Origin of the sequence: Paraburkholderia phenazinium (assembly GCF_900100735.1) — a bacterium.
Classification (GTDB): Bacteria; Pseudomonadota; Gammaproteobacteria; order Burkholderiales; family Burkholderiaceae; genus Paraburkholderia; species Paraburkholderia phenazinia.
Genome location: NZ_FNCJ01000021.1, coordinates 100,301 through 116,475 on the forward strand (window position 1 = coordinate 100,301; position 16,175 = coordinate 116,475).

Genomic DNA, 16,175 nt, shown 5'->3' on the forward strand with positions numbered 1-16,175 from the left:
CCTGCGTATCAAGATCGCGGGTGCCAGATGAAATCAGGAGACTTCAGCATGACTTCCGTTCGGCATGTCCTCATAGTCGGAGGCGGCTTTTCCGGTATGGCCACCGCGATTCAATGCGCAAAGCAGGGGCTGAAGGTCGATCTCGCGGAGATCGACCGCGAGTGGCGCGCCTATGGCGCCGGCATCAGCATCGGCGGCCCGACGCTGCGCGCGTTGCAGACGATCGGCGTGGTCGATGCGGTGATGGAGCGCGGCTACTGTGGCGACGGCGTGAATCTCTTCACATCGACTGGCACACCGCTGGGACAACTGCCGACACCTCGGGTGGCGGGACCGGACGTTCCGGGCGGTGGCGCGATCATGCGGCCGATACTGGCCGACATTCTTGCCGAGGCGACAAGAGCGTCGGGTGTGCACGTGCGCCTGGGCTGCACGTTCTCTCAAATCGTGCAGCGGGACGATGGCGTCGAGGTCACACTGACAGACGGCACGCGGGCCACGTATGACCTCGTGGTCGGCGCCGATGGCCTGTACTCGAAAGTACGCCAGGCGGTGCTGCCCGACTCGCCCCAGCCGCGGTATACGGGGCAAGGGATATGGCGGGCCGTCGTGCCGCGCCCGGCTGAGATCACCTGCGCGACGATGTGGATGGGACACAAGGTCAAGGCCGGCGTGAATCCGGTTTCACACGACGAGATGTACGTCTTCGTTACCGAGGATCGTCCGACCAACGAGCGCGTCGATCCTGAGCGCTGGCCGGAGATGTTGCGCGAGCTGCTGGCGTCTTTCAGCGCGCCGCTGGTGCAGGCAGTGCGCGATCAGATCGGCTCGCATTCGACGGTCATCTACCGGCCCCTGGAACGGCTGCTCGTGCCGCAGCCGTGGTTTGCGGGGCGCGTGGTGCTCGTCGGCGATGCGGTACATGCGACGACACCTCATATGGCTGCGGGAGCGGGCATTGGCGTCGAGGACGGCATCGTGCTCGCCGAAGAACTCGGCCGGGGCGCGACACTCGAAGCGGCCTTGCTTGCCTACCAGGCGCGGCGTTGGGAACGCTGCCGCATCGTCGTAGAGAACTCCGGCCGGCTCGGTGAAATCGAGATTTGCGGCGGCGACAAGGCAGAACACGCGCAGATCATGCGCGAGACGCTGATGAGTCTGGCCCAGCCGATCTGAGACGGAGAACGAACAATGGCACAGAACATCACAGCGGATGCCGCGCAAGCCGGCGCTCACGCGGGTACGCGATATGGAGGATTTGGCGTGCTGGCGCTGCTCGTTGCGCACTGCGCCGGCATGGTGGACCTCGTCGCGCTGCCTGTCTGGGTCGGCACACTGATCGGCGACTATCATCTCGATCCGCAGCAGGCCGGTTTGCTGGCCACGCTATTTCTGGCCGGCGCGGTCGCGAGCAGCGTTTTTCTGTCGCCCCGCCTGAACCGTTTGCAGGCCCGTCTTATCGCTCCGGCGGGCTTCGCTGTCGCAGCCGTTGCGTTTGCCGTCACCGCGGCAATCGATCGCTATGAGTTGACGGCCGGTCTGCATCTTGCCGCCGGGCTCGCCGTCGGCAGCAGCCTGAGCGTCACGCACGGAGCGATTGGGCGCAGTCTGAACCCGCATCGCCTGTTCGCAATCGCCGGCTTGTCGTTGGGATGTTTTGCAGTCGCTTTCCTCGGCGCCACGCCGGTGTTGATCGCGGCCAAGGGCGGCAAGGCGCTTTTCGACGTGTTCGCCAGCGTGATGGCCGTCGCCGCGCTGATGTCAGCGGTAGCTTTCCCGACGACCGGCTCGCGTGATGCAGGCGCAACGAGAGCCGAGTCGCCGCTCGATCGCGCGGTCTGGTTCGGCATGCTCGGCGTCGCCTGCATGGGACTCACGCAAGCCATGGTGTTCGCTTTCGTGCAGCGCATCGGGCTCGATCGAGGCTTTGGCTTCTCCGCTGTGACGGGTGTGCTCATTGCTCTTGGTCTGGTCAACCTGATCCCCGCGCCGCTCGCTGGCTTGCTCGAAGCGCGCTTGCCGGGCGTGCGAGTGGTGCAGGGCGGGGCACTGGCGCAGGCCGTCATCGCGCTGACGCTCACGCAGAGCGGCACCTTCGCGCCCTATGCGGCTGCTACCGCGGTCTTTGCGGCGGTGATGATCTTCACGCACACTTTTGCGTTCGGCATCCTCGCGCGCCTCGACAGGACCGGGCGTGCGGTCGCGGCGACACCCGCCATGCTCATGACGGGCGCCGCCATCGGCCCGATTCTTGGCGGCACGCTCGTCAAGCAGTTTGGTTACGGCAGCCTCGGCGCGGCAGCCGTGGCAATCGCGGCGGTCGCAATCGTCTGTTTTTCACGGCTTGCCCCAGGTGCACGCCTCGCAGGAGTTTCCGAATGAAGCCGAATCGCAGTTTTATCGATCTTTCCATTTACCTCGAGAACGATGTGCTCTCCGATCCTCCGCCGCTCGCGCCGAAGATCACCTATCAGAAACACGCCGACACCGTGCGCGAATTCATGGCGATGCTGCCGGGAACGAAGGTGGAAGACTTCCCCGACGGTGAAGCGGCCGCGGCCGAATGGGTCACGTTGACGACGCACAGCGGCACGCACCTCGACGCGCCCTGGCATTTCCATTCGACGATGGATGCGAGTCTCGGTGACCCGAAAGCGTCGACAACCATTGACGAGGTACCGCTCGAATGGTGTTTTCAACCGGGTGTCAAACTCGATTTTCGACATTTCCCGGACGGCTACGTTGCGACCGCTGCCGATGTTGAAACCGAACTCGCAAGGATCGGCCATCGACTCGAACCGCTCGACATCGTCGTCGTGAACACGCGCGCCGGCTCACGCTACGGACAGGGTGACTATGTCAATGCGGGTTGCGGAATGGGCTACGAGGCCACCATGTACCTGCTTGAGCGCGGTGTGCGACTGACCGGCACCGACGCATGGAGCTGGGACGCGCCTTTTTCGTACACGGCGAAGAAGATCGCCGAGACCGGTGACATCTCGCTGATCTGGGAAGGCCACAAGGCGGGCCGCGACATCGGCTATTGCCATCTCGAGAAGCTGCACAACCTCGAAGCGCTGCCGCCGCACGGCTTCACCATTAGCTGCTTTCCCCACAAGATTCGGGGCGCGTCGGCCGGCTGGACTCGCGCTGTTGCAATTTTCGATGAGGTGCACGCATGAGCTTGCCGCCAATTCGCCGTGTCGTCACGGGCCACGACTCGCGCGGACGCGCGCTCGTCACGTCGGACGGTCCGTTGCAGACCGTAGTCGAAATCCAGGCTATTCCCGGCACGATCTTTCATGAGGTGTGGTCGACGGCAGGCAGCCCGGCTCATGTGGACAACGGGCCGGACCCGACTGCCGGGCCCTTGATGCTGCCGCCGCCGAAACAGGGGACGCGTTTGCGCTTTGTCGATATTCCTCCGGACACCCAGGAGTTTCTCACTGACGGCGCCTCCAGGATGCACGCTGCGTTCAGCGAGACAGGCAATGCGAATGTATCGACAGTGCAGGGGGACTCGCCGCATCCGTTGATGCATCGCACGGAGTCGATTGATTATGGCGTCGTGATCGACGGCGAAATGACGTTGATTCTCGACGATGGGGAAGTGGCGCTCGCGCCGGGGAGCATCGTGATCCAGCGCGGCACCAATCACGCGTGGGCCAACCGCTCGAACCGCGTGTGCCGCATGTTGTTCGTGCTGGTCGGCGGTACTTATGACAGCGCGATTGCCGCTGCGCTCAACCTGCCGGTGGAGGCGCAAACACGATGAAATTCGCCACTTTGCGTGGTCAGCGCGACGGCGCTTTGCTCGTCGTCTCGCGTGATCTTCGTCATGCCGTGGAAGCAACGGGCATTGCTGGAACCTTGCTCGAAGCGATCGAACGGTGGCCGCAGGTCGCGCGGCAATTGCAGGCACGCTATGAAGAGCTGAACGCCGGGCGTGCGGCTGACGCATTCGCGTTCGACTCAAGAATGTGCGCCGCGCCGTTGCCGCGCGGTCCCCAATGGTGCGATGGCTCTGCATTCCTGAGTCACGGCCGCTTGATGGAGCGTGCATTCAGCACGCCGCCTATTCCCGAATTCGACACCGTGCCGGTCATGTACCAGGGCGCGAGCGACGACTTCCTCGGTCCGACCGACGACGTCCCACTGCCGGACGAGCGCGACGGCATCGACTTCGAAGGCGAGTTCGGCGTGATAGTCGACGCTGTGCCGATGGGTGTATCGGCGACCGACGCAATCAAGCATATTCGCCTCGTCGTGCAGATCAACGACTGGAGCCTGCGCGGGTTTGGACCGCGGGAAATGAAGAGCGGCTTTGGGTTTCTGCAAGCCAAACCGTCTACCAGCTTCGCACCTGTGGCGCTCACGCCAGACGGATTGGGAACCGCGTGGCGCGACGCCCGCGTGCATTTACGCCTGCACGTGGACTGGAACGGCCGCTGGTTCGGCCACCCATGCGGCAGTGAGATGAATTTCAGTTTTGGCGATCTCATTGCGCACGCTGCGCGCACTCGGCGGCTGGCCGCCGGAACCATCATCGGGTCTGGCACCGTGTCGAATGTGGCTCGCACGGCAGGATCGGCCTGTATCGCCGAGCGGCGGGTCATTGAGATTCTGGACGAAGGGCAGGTAAAAACCGGCTTCATGCATTTCGGCGACCGGGTCAGCATGACGGCTCGTAACGCAGAAGGTGAAACGCCATTCGGCGCGATCGATCAGCGTGTCGTACAGGCACGCCCGGCGGATGCCGAAGAGGTTCGCCCATGAGAATAATGGTGACTGGCGCCAATGGATTTGTTGGTACGGCCTTGGTTCGGCGACTGCTGCGCGAAGGTGTCGTCCAAGCTGGCGATATTTCGGAACTGCTGTTAGTCGACAAGCAATTCGATACGGTGTTTGCCGATACGCGCGTGACGGCAATCAACGGCGATTTTGGATGCCACGAGACTCTCGAGGCGTTGTTGTCGAAGCCGGTCGATCTCGTGTTTCATCTGGCCAGTGTACCGGGTGCACAGGCGGAAGCGGACCCTGCCTTGGGCAATCGTATCAATTTGCAGGGGACGGTTGCACTGTTCGAGAACCTCGCGCAACAGACAACGCGGCATGGACGCCTGGCGCGGGTCGTTTTTGCCAGCAGCGTGGCTGTCTATGGCACGCAGTTGCCTCCACAAATGGACGAGCACACGATGGTCCGGCCGACGATCAGCTACGGCGTGCACAAGCTGATCGGCGAACTGATTCTGGCGGACTGGACGCGTCACCGAAAGCTGGATGGGCGTTCGTTGCGTCTGCCTGGCATTGTGGCGCGCCCGGGTCTGTCCACCGGGCACGGTTCGGCTTTCATGAGTGCCATCTTCCGCGCGGCACAACTTGGTCAAGCCTACACCTGTCCGGTGTCGCCATCGGCCAGTGCATGGTGGATGTCCTGCGTCCGCTGTGTGGATAACCTTCTGCACGCCGCTCGCCTTGCCGCGGAGGGCCTGCATGCCGAACGTGTCTGGGTGCCCCCAATGCTGCATTTGAAGGTTGATGCGGTGGTCGATGCGCTGGTGCGCCGTTTCGGATCAGCGCAGATCGAGTACGCGCCCGTGCAGGCGATCGAAAGACTGTTTGGATGTCAACCGCCACTGATTGATGAGCGTGCGAGTGCTGCTGGATTTCAGCACGACGGTACCGTGGATGCGCTCGTTGAGAACGCGCTGGCCGATGAATGAAATGAAGGTGGGCTCGACAACCGTGACGGCAAGGTGATACGCAAGGCACCTGACGTTGTCCATCGCAGGGCTGCAACTTCCGCATACAGAGCAGTCTTTGTTAAACCACCCGTTAGAACTCCCGCAGGTCGAATATTCGCTGCATCGGCATCCACTTCTGTCCGGTTGGGGTCCACGGCGTGGGAGCCTGGAACCTCCACATGAGATCCTCCCACTGTCGAACTGCCGCATCGGTCTCTGCGGCACGGGCCATTCTGTCGGCATCGAATATGGCGTCGTCCGTTTCCATGATCATGAGTAGTCGCGTCCCCAAGCGATAGATCTTCATACTCAAGACTCCATGCTCGCGTATGTGCCTGACGACATCCGGCCAGACCTGACGGTGAAGCGCCTCGTAACGCGCAATCAGATTCGGATCATCTTTCAAATCCAGGGCAAAACAGTGGCGCATGGCCGTTTCCTTTTACGATACATTCGAACCGACAACGAACGGATTGGGGGCTAAGCGCGTCATTTACCAAACATTCCCTGATGCGAGCCCGGCGAGTTGCCCACCGTCATACCGTCGAATTTCCAGAGCCGTCCGGCATTGTCAAATCAATCATGCTGGCTGCTGAACTGCCTTTGCAGCTCGATGATGGCGGGAAGGTGAAAATCGAGAACATCGGGAGCCGCGTTGCCTTGCCGGCGGCAGACTTCCACCGCGAGTTCCAGCGCCCGGGCACGCGTGATGATCAACAGGGATAGCGCCTCCCACAATAGGTCCTTCTGTAGCGCGGATAGCCGAAAAACTTGCTCGGCCTCCACAACTGTAAGTTCGAACGCTTCAGTATCCATTGGCAATTGTCCCCGACCGTTCACATTCACTCCTTGAGTGCGACGCTCATCCTTACCTCCTGGCGCTTACCGTCACGTGACTGGGGCGCCTCGCAGCCACGGCAAACACCACGTCAGATTCCGGTACCAATCATTTCTGTCAGACGTGGTTGCTCGATCCGCGTGCCGTTGGTTTGTGTCAGGGAGGCCGCCAACGCCAGCAATGGGACTATCCGGCGTTGCTTCTTCTGCGCGTGATTCTGTGCGATATCGGCGAGACGGTGCGCGAGAAAGGGATTGAGCAACCGCTCTCGGAGTTGTGCCACATAGGCCAGCGCATCATCCCGCTGACCTGTGGCCTCGAATACGGGTAAAACTTCCTCGTGCCAAACCGCCTCAAGTTCTGCCCGCAGGATAGGGTCGTTCATCGCGCCGTAGACCGTCTCGCCGGATGTGCGCGCGTCGCGTAACCAGCGCTCGGCGAGAAAGGAATGCCCGAGATTCAGCAGGAACAGCTTGCGCCGCTCAAAATAGTGGAGATTATCAGTGAGCACGATCGAAGGATGTACGCACGGTACCTGCAGCCGTGGCTGCTGTTCTATCGCCCACAGTGCGTAAGGTTCCGCAATCGCGCCCACAGGGCGGATCGGCTCTGAGACGATTCGATCGACCAGCGAATTGGCCCACGCGCAATGGTCAGTCAGATAGCGGATAAACTCATCGGGCATGTGCCATTGCAACGCCAATTCCACGGCGATGCCTCTTAAAACTTCACCGTTTTTCTCGATCAGCTCGCAAGGAAACAGCGATAGCGGTGCGTCGGGCTGGTTTTGCCATCGTGTGTGCAAGAGGGACAGCAGTCTGGCGGGGAAGCTGTGCGGTACGCGACTCGGGTCGGCGAAAGCGCGAGCGTTATCGCGTTCATCGAGTTGATAACCCTGGTCCCCTGTGTTCGAAACAATGATCCGCACGGGACCGGACATCGCCTCGCGGACGAGAGCCCAATCCCTGCGCACGTGCACAGCCTGGCGGATGGCCCGTCCGGTCAGTGTTACATCAATCAATTGGCCCGAATGCAGTCCCCGTATCTGCACCGGATACCCGCTGCCGTTCGCGAGCGCGGCGATGCGCGCGGCGCTGTCGGCGCTTTCTGTGGTCTGAACCACGGCAATGCCGCCTGGCGCCGCGCCTTGTTGGCCGGACTCGAGCGCCTCTGAGACGAATAAATCGACATGCGCCTGCAGGAAACGGCTCGTGCCGAATTGCAGAATGGGTTGTGTGAGAGGTGCGGCCTGTGCCTGTACTTCCTCATGCGAAGGGCGCATCGCTAACATTCCACGATAGCTTTGACGACACCGCCGGCGGGATCGAGCAGTGTCGCAAAGTGAGCAGGGACATCGGCCAACGCCAGTCGATGCGTATTCAGCGCGCGGTCCGGGATTTGGCCGGCCCGCATGGCCTTGATGACCGTATCGAAATCCTCGAGCGTCGCATTGCGGCTGCCGATCAATGTGGCTTCGCGCTTGTGGAACTCGGGGTCTGAAAAAGTGATTGTGTCAGCCACGATGGAAACGAGTACATACCGGCCGCCATGGGCGATGAACTGGAAACCGCGTTCCATTGCTTTGGGGTTGCCGGTTGCGTCGAACACCACATCGAAGAAGTCACCGTCCGTCAGTTCCGACAATTGCGCGTGATCGCCGTCGCCAATCTGCACCGCTGCGGCGGCGCCTAGATGTTTGACGCAGAAATCGAGCCGGTCCGCACGCGTGTCGAGGGCGGTCACCGTCGCGCCGCGCAGTCTGCAGAAGGTCAGGACCGCCATGCCGATCGGCCCCGCACCGACTACGAGCACGCGTTCACCCTGCTTCACGTCGCCGCGCCTGACTGCATGCGCGCCGATCGCAAGGAATTCGACCATGGCCGCCTGATCGAGCGTGATGCCTTCGGCTTTGTGGACGAACTGCGCGGGAACGCTCAGGTACTCGGTGAACGCGCCGTCTCGATGCACGCCCAACACCTGGATATTCACGCAGCAATTGGTCTTGCCGCGGCGGCACGCAATGCATTGGCCGCACGACAGATACGGCATCACGAAGACCTGGTCGCCGGCCGCCAGTCCGCTGTGGGGCGGCGCCTGTTCGACGATGCCCGACAACTCATGGCCCATCACGCGCGGATAGGCCAGATAAGGCTGATTTCCCGTGAAAATATGCAAGTCCGTACCGCATACGCCAACACGCTTGACGCGCAACAGCACGTCGTTTTCTCCCGTTTCGGGTTTAGGCCTTTCCTGTGCGCTCAGCGTTCCTGGCGTCTCGCATATCACCGTAAGCATAGCAATCCTTATTTCGTCGCCGTTTCGACCGGCGCAGCGTTAGTTCGAGTACGTCTTGCGGCGGCAGCCGGGCGCGATTTCGATCGAGCCGCCCGGATCCGCCAGGACGATCAATACAGCACGTTCTTCGCTTCAGGCTTGTCGATATTGTATTTGGTCACCATTACCACGCCGGTATCGAGGTTCTTCGACACTGGCTTCTTTTCGATCAGATTGACCACCGTCTTCACGCCTAGCTCTCCCATCTGGTACGACCCCTGCACGGCGGTGGCGGCAAGCGTGCCGTCCTTGACGAACCCCTGGAGATCCTGATTGCCGTCGAAGCCGATCGCCACCACTTTGCCGGCTTTGCCGGACTGTTCTAGCGCGCGGCCCATGCCGACCGCGGTTGGCTCATTCGCGCCGAAAATGCCTTTGAGGTCGGGATTGGCGGTCAATGTGTCGGTGGTCTGATTGAGCGCAGTCGCCATCTGCGAGTTGGAATAGAAAGGTCCCACCACCTGCAATTGCGAATGTGCCTTCAGATAGTCGCGGAACCCGCCGACCCGGCCGATTTCCGAGCCCGCACCGGCCACGTAGGACATGACCGCGACCTTGCCGGTTTGGCCCACGCGACCGATCAGCGCTTTGGCGCACAGTTCGCCCGCCTTCCTGTTGTCGGTCGAGAGGAATGACTGGTAGTACTGCTTGCCGGAATCGGAGAGCGCGGAATCGATGATAACGACCGGGATATGGGCTTCCCACGCCTTCTTGACGGCCGGCACGAGCGCGTCGGGATCGGACGGAGCAAGCACGATACCGGCTACCTTGCGATTCACCGCGTTCGCCACCATGTTGACCTCGTCGGCAATGGCGGTTTCCGCCGCCGGGCCCTGGAAAGTCATCGTGTAGCCCTTGAGTTGACCCATTGCCGCATTCGCGCCCTTCTGGACGTTCTGCCAGTAGTTGGAACTCGATGTCTTCACGATAACCGCGATCTCGCCGCCGGCGGCGCGAGCAAGTCCGGTGGCCAGCATCAGGGTGGCGGCCAGCAGGCTTAGTTGGAATGTGCGCATGTCTCTACTCCTGTGAGGATTTGTTGTCGTACATGGACTTCTCGGCGCTGCAGACCAGCCGGTCCGAACCGCCGATGGATTTCACCGGCGATTGCGGAGCTGGTCGATCCAGACAGTGCCCAGAATCACCAGGCCGATGATGATTTGCTGAATGAAGCTGGACACTCCATTCATGTTCAACCCATTACGCAGAATGCCGATCACGAAAGCGCCGATCGCCGTGCCGGAGATCGTGCCGACGCCGCCCATCAGCGAGGTGCCGCCGATCACCGCGCTGGCAATCGCGTCGAGTTCGTACATCACGCCTTCATTCGGCTGCGCGGTGAGCAGTCGCGACATCAGCACGCAGCCGGTGACGCCTGCGAGCGCACCGGAGAGCACATACGTGAACATCGTCACGCGCGCGACATTGACACCGGACAGCCGGGCCGCTTCGGCGTTCGAGCCGACCGCGTAAATATGCCTGCCGAGCGTGGTGCGGCTTAGCATGATTGACACGGCGATCGCGATGACAATCATCAGCAGCACGGGGTAGGGGATGCCTGGAAACTTCACGTCCGGAAAGCCGTCCGCCCCAATTGTCTCGATCCTGAACAGCGCGCCGTTGCCGAGCACGCCGAAGGCTTCACCCAGCCCCGACACGGGGCGTGCGCCGGTGATTTGCAGTGCCAGGCCACGCGCCACGAGCATCATGCCGAGCGTGGCGATAAACGGTGGCAGGCGCATGCGCGTCACGCACAGACCGTTCACCGCGCCGCACAGCGCGCCGATCGCGATGCCAAGCAGCATGCCGACGGTGACCGGCATGCCGGCCTTCACCGCGAGGGCCGCCACGACACCGGACAGCGCGAGGACCGAGCCGACCGAGAGGTCGATGCCGCCCGTGATGATGACGCAGGTCGCGGCGACGCCAAGGTAGGCAATCGAGGTCACCTGCAGCGCGACGGTCATCGCGTTGTCGACGGTATGGAAGGCCTCGCTTGTGGACGAGAACACCAGGATCATCACAATCAGGCTGGCGAAGGCGGCAAATTTCTGAATCAGATCCTTGCGCCGTTCGCTGGCAAGCGAAGGGCTGGGACGTGTAAGCGTGCTCATTGCGAAGCTCCCGAGGTGTCCGAAGCGCCTCCGCGTCCCGAGGCGTAATGCATGATTTCTTCCTGACTCGTTTGACGGGTCTCGAGGATCGTCACGAGGTCGCCCTCATGAAAAACGGCCACGCGATCCGTCATGCCGAGAATCTCGGGCAGCTCGGAGCTGATCATGACCACGCCGATGCCTTGCGCTGCGAGCTTGTCGAGCAGTTCATAGATCGCGAATTTGGCGCCGACGTCGATGCCGCGGGTGGGCTCGTCGAAGAACAGCACCCGTGAGTCGCGAAACAGCCACTTGCTGATGACAACCTTCTGCTGATTGCCGCCTGACAGGTTGCGTGCGATCTGCCTGACGCTCGGCGTGCGTATGCCCAGCGCGTCCACGTAGCGTTTGGCAACGGCGGCCTCGGTTGCGAAGCGTATAAAACCCAGGCGGTTCGAGACCGCATCCATGTTGGCCAGCGTGATATTGCTGGCGACGGGCATGTTGAGCGACAGGCCGTTGGCCTTGCGGTCTTCCGACAGGTACGCAATGCCGCGCCGGATCGCGTCGATCGGCGAGCGGATCGCGAGGGTCTCGTGACCTAGCCTGATCGTGCCGCTGTCGGGTAGATCGGCGCCAAAGATCGCGCGCGCCACTTCCGTTCGGCCCGCACCCATCAAGCCGGCGAAACCCAGGATTTCGCCGCGCCGCAATTCAAAGCTGACGGGTCCGAAGACATTCGCGCGCGTCAATTGATCGACCGACAGCAAGACCTCCCCGGTCGGAACGGACGTGCGCGGCGGAAATTTATCTTCGAGCGAACGGCCGACCATGCGTGCGACGACCTTATCGATGGTGGTTTCGCGGAACACGTCTGTCGACACATAACGTCCGTCGCGCATGACGGTGACGCGGTCGACGATCTCGGTCATTTCATCGAGCCGGTGCGAGATATAAATGATTCCGACGCCGGCGCGCTTCAGCTCGTGAATGATCCTGAAGAGCTGGCGGGTTTCCGTCTCCGTGAGGGACGACGTCGGCTCATCCATGATCAGCACCTCGGCGTCCAGCGAGAGCGCCTTGGCGATTTCCACCATTTGCCGTTGCGCGACCGGGAGCGTGCGCACGAGTGTTCCCGGTGCGATGTCGACACCGAGCCGGTCGAGGCAGCGCTGCGCATCGGCACGCAGGCGCGCCCGGTCGACGAATACCCCACGGCGCGGTTCACGGGCGAGAAAGATGTTCTCAGCCACCGACAGGTGCGGCACCAGGTTCAGCTCCTGGTGAATGATGGCGATGCCTGCCGCTTGAGCGTCGAGCGACGAAGCGAAGCGGCATTCGCTGCCCTTATAAATGATGGAGCCATCGTCGGGCGGGTACTGGCCGCTGATGATTTTCATCAGCGTCGATTTGCCAGCGCCATTCTCTCCGCAAACGGCATGGACTTCGGCACGCCGCAAGTCGAAACTGACGCTGTCCAGTGCGACGACGCCCGGGAAGCGCTTGGTCACGCCCGTGAGCCGCAATAATTCGCCGTTCTCGTCGGGCCGTGAGGAGCGAGCGGGGGCATCGGCAGCCGGGGCGTTTACCGGTTCGGACGCCGATACACGGGCGGACAGGGCAGACGTACGATGTTCGCCCGGAGCAACTGCGAGGCGGGCATGACCAGAATGCTGGCGCGCAGATAGAGCGCGGCGCGGCGCCGGCCGTGTTGAGAATTCCAGCAAGGCTGTCTCCAATTCGTGACGCCGCCGGGTGGGCGGGTACGTGGTTTTGTTCTCTACGAATCGAACCCGTAACCGGTGCGGCAGCGAACGGTGGGGGCAAATTGATCATAGATACGTAGTGTAAATTGGTCAAGCCACTTTTGGATTTTGATGGATGGTCTCGATCGTCTTCGTGGCCGACGCTGGCTGCGAAAGCCGAGGGGTGGAGCGACCAGCGCCCAGACTGGAGGCTTATTGCGCAGCCATGCGCACGGGTGGCCTATAATCCCTATCGAGCTTTCGTCGCGGTAAATTGGCCTGACCAAAAAGCAGTCCGATCATTCGCGCGGCGGGCGACATGCGGGTTCCAGGGAGGTTACTTGACAAGCACCCAACTCAAACAGGTCGAGACGAAACGTCTCTATCAACACATCGCCGATCAGATACGGGCGCTCATCCAGTCGGGTGGCTTCGCCCAGGGCGCACGTTTGCCTCCCGAGCGCGATCTCGCCCAGCAACTGGGTGTTTCGCGGCCCTCATTGCGAGAAGCGTTGATCGCACTGGAGATTTCGGGCTCGGTTGAGATTCGCCAGGGTTCCGGTGTCTACGTGTGCCGGACGCCCGAGCGTTCGCAGAATGCAACCGTCGCCTTGGGCGAAAGTCCGTCCGAGTTGATGCAGGCACGCGCGGTACTGGAAGGCTCGCTGATCGTGTTGGCCGCCGCGCTGATTACACCGGAGCGGTTGGCCCGCCTGCGCGAGACGCTCGATGGGATGCGCGCTCAGATCAAGGCGGGGCGTTCCCCGCTCGATCATGATCGCGCGTTCCATGTGGGTATCGCCGAGATGACCGGCAATCTCGTGCTGGTCCGGATGGTGACTGAGCTATTTGATGAGCGCCATAGTCCGATTTCAGCGCGTCTCAGCGGGCACGCGGAAACGGGGCAAACCTGGGCGGCAGCGCTCGAGGAGCATGAGACGATTTATCGCGCACTCGAGGAGCGCGACCCGCTCGCTGCTCAATCGGCGATGCGCAGCCATCTGAAGGCATCCGAGATACGGTGGACTGAGACGGGATGATGTCTTGTAAGCGTCTTTGCACACATGCGTTCACTAAATGTTGCCGGCCTCTCACGCTGTGGTGCATGGACGCCGAGATCGAAGTGGGTTCTCGATGGACATCGATTGATAACAAATGAACATCAATCATTCCAATATTTGCACTTATCGTTTATCAGGCGCCGGGTGAATATTGTCAAAATGACAATCGACCGGGCCCCTCGCGGGGTTTCTGGATTTCAGGAGACACCCCGATGCATCCCTCGTCTAGCCTTCCGACCGGACATTCGAAGGCCGCTGCGGTTTTCCGCGTAACGGCCGGGAATTTCCTCGAGCAGTTCGACTTCTTTCTGTTCGGCTTCTACGCGACGCAGATCGCCGCCGTCTTCTTTCCCGCCGCGAGCGAGTTCGCTTCGTTGATGATGACGTTCGCAGTCTTCGGCGCCGGCTTCCTGATGCGGCCGCTGGGCGCGATAGTGCTCGGTGCGTACATCGACGACGTTGGCCGCCGCAAGGGCCTCATTGTCACGCTCGGCATCATGGCGAGTGGCACTGTGTTGATCGCGTTCGTACCGGGCTACGCGACGATCGGCCTGCTCGCCCCCGCGCTCGTACTGTTCGGGCGGCTGCTGCAGGGCTTCTCGGCAGGCGCCGAGCTGGGCGGCGTGTCGGTGTATCTCGCGGAGATGGCGACGCCCGGTCGCAAGGGCCTATTCACTAGCTGGCAGTCGGCAAGCCAGCAGGTCGCGATCGTCGTCGCTGCGGGCCTCGGCTTCGCGCTTAATCAATGGTTGAGCGCGTCGGCCATCGCCTCGTGGGGATGGCGCGTCCCGTTCTTTGTCGGCTGCATGATCGTGCCGTTTATCTTCATGCTGCGCCGCAACCTGCAGGAAACCGAGGAGTTCAAGGCACGCAAGCATCGTCCGGGCATGAAGGAGGTTTTCGGTACGCTGGTTCAGAACTGGGGCATCGTGGTTGCCGGCATGATGCTGGTGGCGATGACCACCACGAGCTTCTATCTCATCACGGTCTACGCACCGACATTCGGCAAGACGGTCCTGCACCTGAGCACCGCCGACAGTCTGCTTGTGACGCTCTGCGTGGGCGTGTCGAACTTCGTGTGGCTGCCGATCGGCGGCGCGCTATCCGACAAGATCGGCCGCCGGCCGCTTCTCGTTGGCATGACGATGCTTACCATAGCGACGGCATATCCCGCGCTCTCGCTGCTCGCTCACGCGCCGTCGTTCGTCAACATGCTGCTCGTCCTCCTCTGGCTCTCGTTCATGTACGGGATTTATAACGGCGCGATGGTCGTCGCGCTCACTGAAGTGATGCCGGTACAAGTGCGCGTTGCAGGCTTCTCGCTCGCCTACAGCCTGGCTACCGCCGTGTTCGGCGGCTTCACGCCGGCCATCTCGACCGCGCTCATTCATATGACAGGCGACAAGGCCGCGCCCGGCTACTGGATGAGCTTTGCCGCGTTGTGCGCGTTTCTTGCGACTTTCGCACTCTATCGCCACCGTGCAGCGACATTGACTCCTGCGCGCTGACGCCGGGTCCGTCCCGCATGCTCACAAACACTCGATTCTGCAAGACCATAACTATGAAAAATCTACTCCTGAAACTTTGCGCGACCGCGCTCGTCGTTACTTCGGCGATTACGGCAAACGTGCGGGCCGCCGAACTGCATGTGATGAGCTCGGGCGGCTTCACCGCCGCCTCCAAGCTGCTCGGCCCCCAGTTCGAGTCCCGGACGGGCAACACGCTCGATACCGCGCTCGGCCCGTCGATGGGCAAGTCGCCCGAAGCAATTCCGAACCGGCTCGCGCGCGGCGAGCCCGCCGACGCCGTCATCATGGTCGGTTACGCGCTTGACGAGCTGATCAAGCAAGGCAAGGTCATCCCCGGATCTCGAGTCGAGCTGGCCGACTCGCGCATCGGCATGGTCGTGCGCGAAGGTGCGGCGAAGCCGGACATCAGCACGGCCGAGGGCCTCAGGCAGGCGCTGCTGCATGCGAAATCGATCGCTTACTCGGACAGCGCGAGCGGCGTCTATATCGAGCGGGAGTTGTTCAAGAAGCTCGGCATCGACGAGCAGGTGAAGTCGAAGGCCAAGATGGTCCCGCGGATTCCGGTGGCCTCGGTGGTCGCGAACGGTGATTATGAAATCGGCTTCCAGCAGGTGAGCGAACTGCTGCCCGTCCAGGGCGCAACCTTCGCCGGCAAGATTCCTGAGTCCCTGCAGTCCGTCACGCGCTTCGCGGCCGGTATTCCCGTCGGCGCGCAGCATCCGAAGGAAGCGAAGGCGCTGCTCGACTATCTCGCGTCACCCGACGTGCAAGCGGGAGTGAGAGCGACCGGGCTCGATTCCGTCGCCGCACATTGACGCAGCGTCACGGGCA

16 protein-coding genes are annotated in these 16,175 nt (G+C 61.9%); 9 read left to right on the plus strand and 7 right to left on the minus strand.

Features of this window, described 5'->3' with window-relative positions; translation table 11 throughout:
* The first annotated feature begins 48 nt into the window (after positions 1–48).
* The 6 genes from BLQ92_RS32730 to BLQ92_RS32755 are packed head-to-tail and all read left to right on the plus strand — an operon-like array spanning position 49 to position 5,723.
* Positions 49–1,176 (plus strand): FAD-dependent oxidoreductase, encoded by a 1,128-nt coding sequence (locus BLQ92_RS32730; protein WP_090692502.1) that lies wholly within the window; start codon positions 49–51, stop codon positions 1,174–1,176.
* Between the two features lie 15 nt (positions 1,177–1,191).
* Positions 1,192–2,382, plus strand: coding sequence for an MFS transporter (locus tag BLQ92_RS32735; RefSeq protein ID WP_090692506.1), 1,191 nt, complete (start codon positions 1,192–1,194; stop codon positions 2,380–2,382).
* Positions 2,379–3,182 carry a cyclase family protein gene (locus BLQ92_RS32740; RefSeq protein ID WP_090692510.1) on the plus strand — a complete coding sequence of 268 codons (804 nt, stop codon included), beginning with the start codon at positions 2,379–2,381 and terminating at the stop codon, positions 3,180–3,182. The genes BLQ92_RS32735 and BLQ92_RS32740 overlap by 4 nt, the downstream gene beginning before the upstream one ends.
* Positions 3,179–3,775, plus strand: a complete 597-nt coding sequence (locus BLQ92_RS32745; RefSeq protein WP_090692515.1) for a cupin domain-containing protein — start codon at positions 3,179–3,181, stop codon at positions 3,773–3,775. The genes BLQ92_RS32740 and BLQ92_RS32745 overlap by 4 nt, the downstream gene beginning before the upstream one ends.
* Complete coding sequence (locus BLQ92_RS32750) at positions 3,772–4,776, plus strand: fumarylacetoacetate hydrolase family protein (RefSeq protein WP_090692518.1); 1,005 nt, start codon at positions 3,772–3,774, stop codon at positions 4,774–4,776. The genes BLQ92_RS32745 and BLQ92_RS32750 overlap by 4 nt, the downstream gene beginning before the upstream one ends.
* Positions 4,773–5,723 carry an NAD-dependent epimerase/dehydratase family protein gene (locus BLQ92_RS32755; RefSeq protein WP_090692521.1) on the plus strand — a complete coding sequence of 317 codons (951 nt, stop codon included), beginning with the start codon at positions 4,773–4,775 and terminating at the stop codon, positions 5,721–5,723. The genes BLQ92_RS32750 and BLQ92_RS32755 overlap by 4 nt, the downstream gene beginning before the upstream one ends.
* A gap of 112 nt (positions 5,724–5,835) precedes the next feature.
* Here BLQ92_RS32755 and BLQ92_RS32760 read toward each other — a convergent pair whose 3' ends face one another.
* The 7 genes from BLQ92_RS32760 to BLQ92_RS32790 form a co-directional block, all read right to left on the minus strand.
* A complete protein-coding gene (locus tag BLQ92_RS32760; RefSeq protein ID WP_090692526.1) occupies positions 5,836–6,174 on the minus strand; it encodes an L-rhamnose mutarotase in 339 nt (112 codons plus the stop codon).
* Positions 6,175–6,320: 146 nt separating this feature from the next.
* Positions 6,321–6,560, minus strand: a complete 240-nt coding sequence (locus BLQ92_RS32765) for a hypothetical protein (RefSeq protein ID WP_090692531.1) — start codon at positions 6,558–6,560, stop codon at positions 6,321–6,323.
* Between the two features lie 113 nt (positions 6,561–6,673).
* Positions 6,674–7,864, minus strand: coding sequence for a mannitol dehydrogenase family protein (locus BLQ92_RS32770; RefSeq protein WP_090692534.1), 1,191 nt, complete (start codon positions 7,862–7,864; stop codon positions 6,674–6,676).
* Positions 7,865–7,866: 2 nt separating this feature from the next.
* Positions 7,867–8,877, minus strand: a complete 1,011-nt coding sequence (locus tag BLQ92_RS32775; protein ID WP_090692539.1) for a zinc-binding alcohol dehydrogenase family protein — start codon at positions 8,875–8,877, stop codon at positions 7,867–7,869.
* 110 nt (positions 8,878–8,987) lie between these two features.
* Entirely contained in the window at positions 8,988–9,932 is a 945-nt protein-coding gene (locus tag BLQ92_RS32780; RefSeq protein WP_090692543.1) for an ABC transporter substrate-binding protein, read from the minus strand.
* Positions 9,933–10,013: 81 nt separating this feature from the next.
* Complete coding sequence (locus BLQ92_RS32785; protein WP_090692548.1) at positions 10,014–11,030, minus strand: ABC transporter permease; 1,017 nt, start codon at positions 11,028–11,030, stop codon at positions 10,014–10,016.
* Complete coding sequence (locus BLQ92_RS32790) at positions 11,027–12,535, minus strand: sugar ABC transporter ATP-binding protein (protein ID WP_244896706.1); 1,509 nt, start codon at positions 12,533–12,535, stop codon at positions 11,027–11,029. The genes BLQ92_RS32785 and BLQ92_RS32790 overlap by 4 nt, the downstream gene beginning before the upstream one ends.
* Positions 12,536–13,095: 560 nt before the next feature.
* Here BLQ92_RS32790 and BLQ92_RS32795 point away from each other — a divergent pair.
* The 3 genes from BLQ92_RS32795 (at position 13,096) to BLQ92_RS32805 (ending at position 16,159) form a co-directional block, all read left to right on the plus strand.
* The gene (locus tag BLQ92_RS32795; RefSeq protein WP_090692552.1) at positions 13,096–13,794 is read left to right on the plus strand and encodes a FadR/GntR family transcriptional regulator; all 699 of its coding nucleotides are present in this window, start codon (positions 13,096–13,098) and stop codon (positions 13,792–13,794) included.
* 233 nt (positions 13,795–14,027) lie between these two features.
* Positions 14,028–15,323, plus strand: a complete 1,296-nt coding sequence (gene tcuC, locus BLQ92_RS32800; protein ID WP_090692556.1) for an MFS transporter — start codon at positions 14,028–14,030, stop codon at positions 15,321–15,323.
* A 53-nt stretch (positions 15,324–15,376) separates the two neighbouring features.
* A complete protein-coding gene (locus tag BLQ92_RS32805; protein ID WP_090692561.1) occupies positions 15,377–16,159 on the plus strand; it encodes a substrate-binding domain-containing protein in 783 nt (260 codons plus the stop codon).
* Positions 16,160–16,175 lie beyond the last annotated feature (16 nt).

Bases quoted from the DNA above. Each gene is read 5' to 3' on its own strand.
- BLQ92_RS32730 (WP_090692502.1), top strand. From the start codon at position 49: ATGACTTCCGTTCGGCATGTCCTCATAGTCGGAGGCGGCTTTTCCGGT.
- BLQ92_RS32735 (WP_090692506.1), top strand. From the start codon at position 1,192: ATGGCACAGAACATCACAGCGGATGCCGCGCAAGCCGGCGCTCACGCG.
- BLQ92_RS32740 (WP_090692510.1), top strand. From the start codon at position 2,379: ATGAAGCCGAATCGCAGTTTTATCGATCTTTCCATTTACCTCGAGAAC.
- BLQ92_RS32745 (WP_090692515.1), top strand. From the start codon at position 3,179: ATGAGCTTGCCGCCAATTCGCCGTGTCGTCACGGGCCACGACTCGCGC.
- BLQ92_RS32750 (WP_090692518.1), top strand. From the start codon at position 3,772: ATGAAATTCGCCACTTTGCGTGGTCAGCGCGACGGCGCTTTGCTCGTC.
- BLQ92_RS32755 (WP_090692521.1), top strand. From the start codon at position 4,773: ATGAGAATAATGGTGACTGGCGCCAATGGATTTGTTGGTACGGCCTTG.
- BLQ92_RS32760 (WP_090692526.1), bottom strand. From the start codon at position 6,174: ATGCGCCACTGTTTTGCCCTGGATTTGAAAGATGATCCGAATCTGATT.
- BLQ92_RS32765 (WP_090692531.1), bottom strand. From the start codon at position 6,560: ATGGATACTGAAGCGTTCGAACTTACAGTTGTGGAGGCCGAGCAAGTT.
- BLQ92_RS32770 (WP_090692534.1), bottom strand. From the start codon at position 7,864: ATGCGCCCTTCGCATGAGGAAGTACAGGCACAGGCCGCACCTCTCACA.
- BLQ92_RS32775 (WP_090692539.1), bottom strand. From the start codon at position 8,877: ATGCTTACGGTGATATGCGAGACGCCAGGAACGCTGAGCGCACAGGAA.
- BLQ92_RS32780 (WP_090692543.1), bottom strand. From the start codon at position 9,932: ATGCGCACATTCCAACTAAGCCTGCTGGCCGCCACCCTGATGCTGGCC.
- BLQ92_RS32785 (WP_090692548.1), bottom strand. From the start codon at position 11,030: ATGAGCACGCTTACACGTCCCAGCCCTTCGCTTGCCAGCGAACGGCGC.
- tcuC (WP_090692556.1), top strand. From the start codon at position 14,028: ATGCATCCCTCGTCTAGCCTTCCGACCGGACATTCGAAGGCCGCTGCG.
- BLQ92_RS32805 (WP_090692561.1), top strand. From the start codon at position 15,377: ATGAAAAATCTACTCCTGAAACTTTGCGCGACCGCGCTCGTCGTTACT.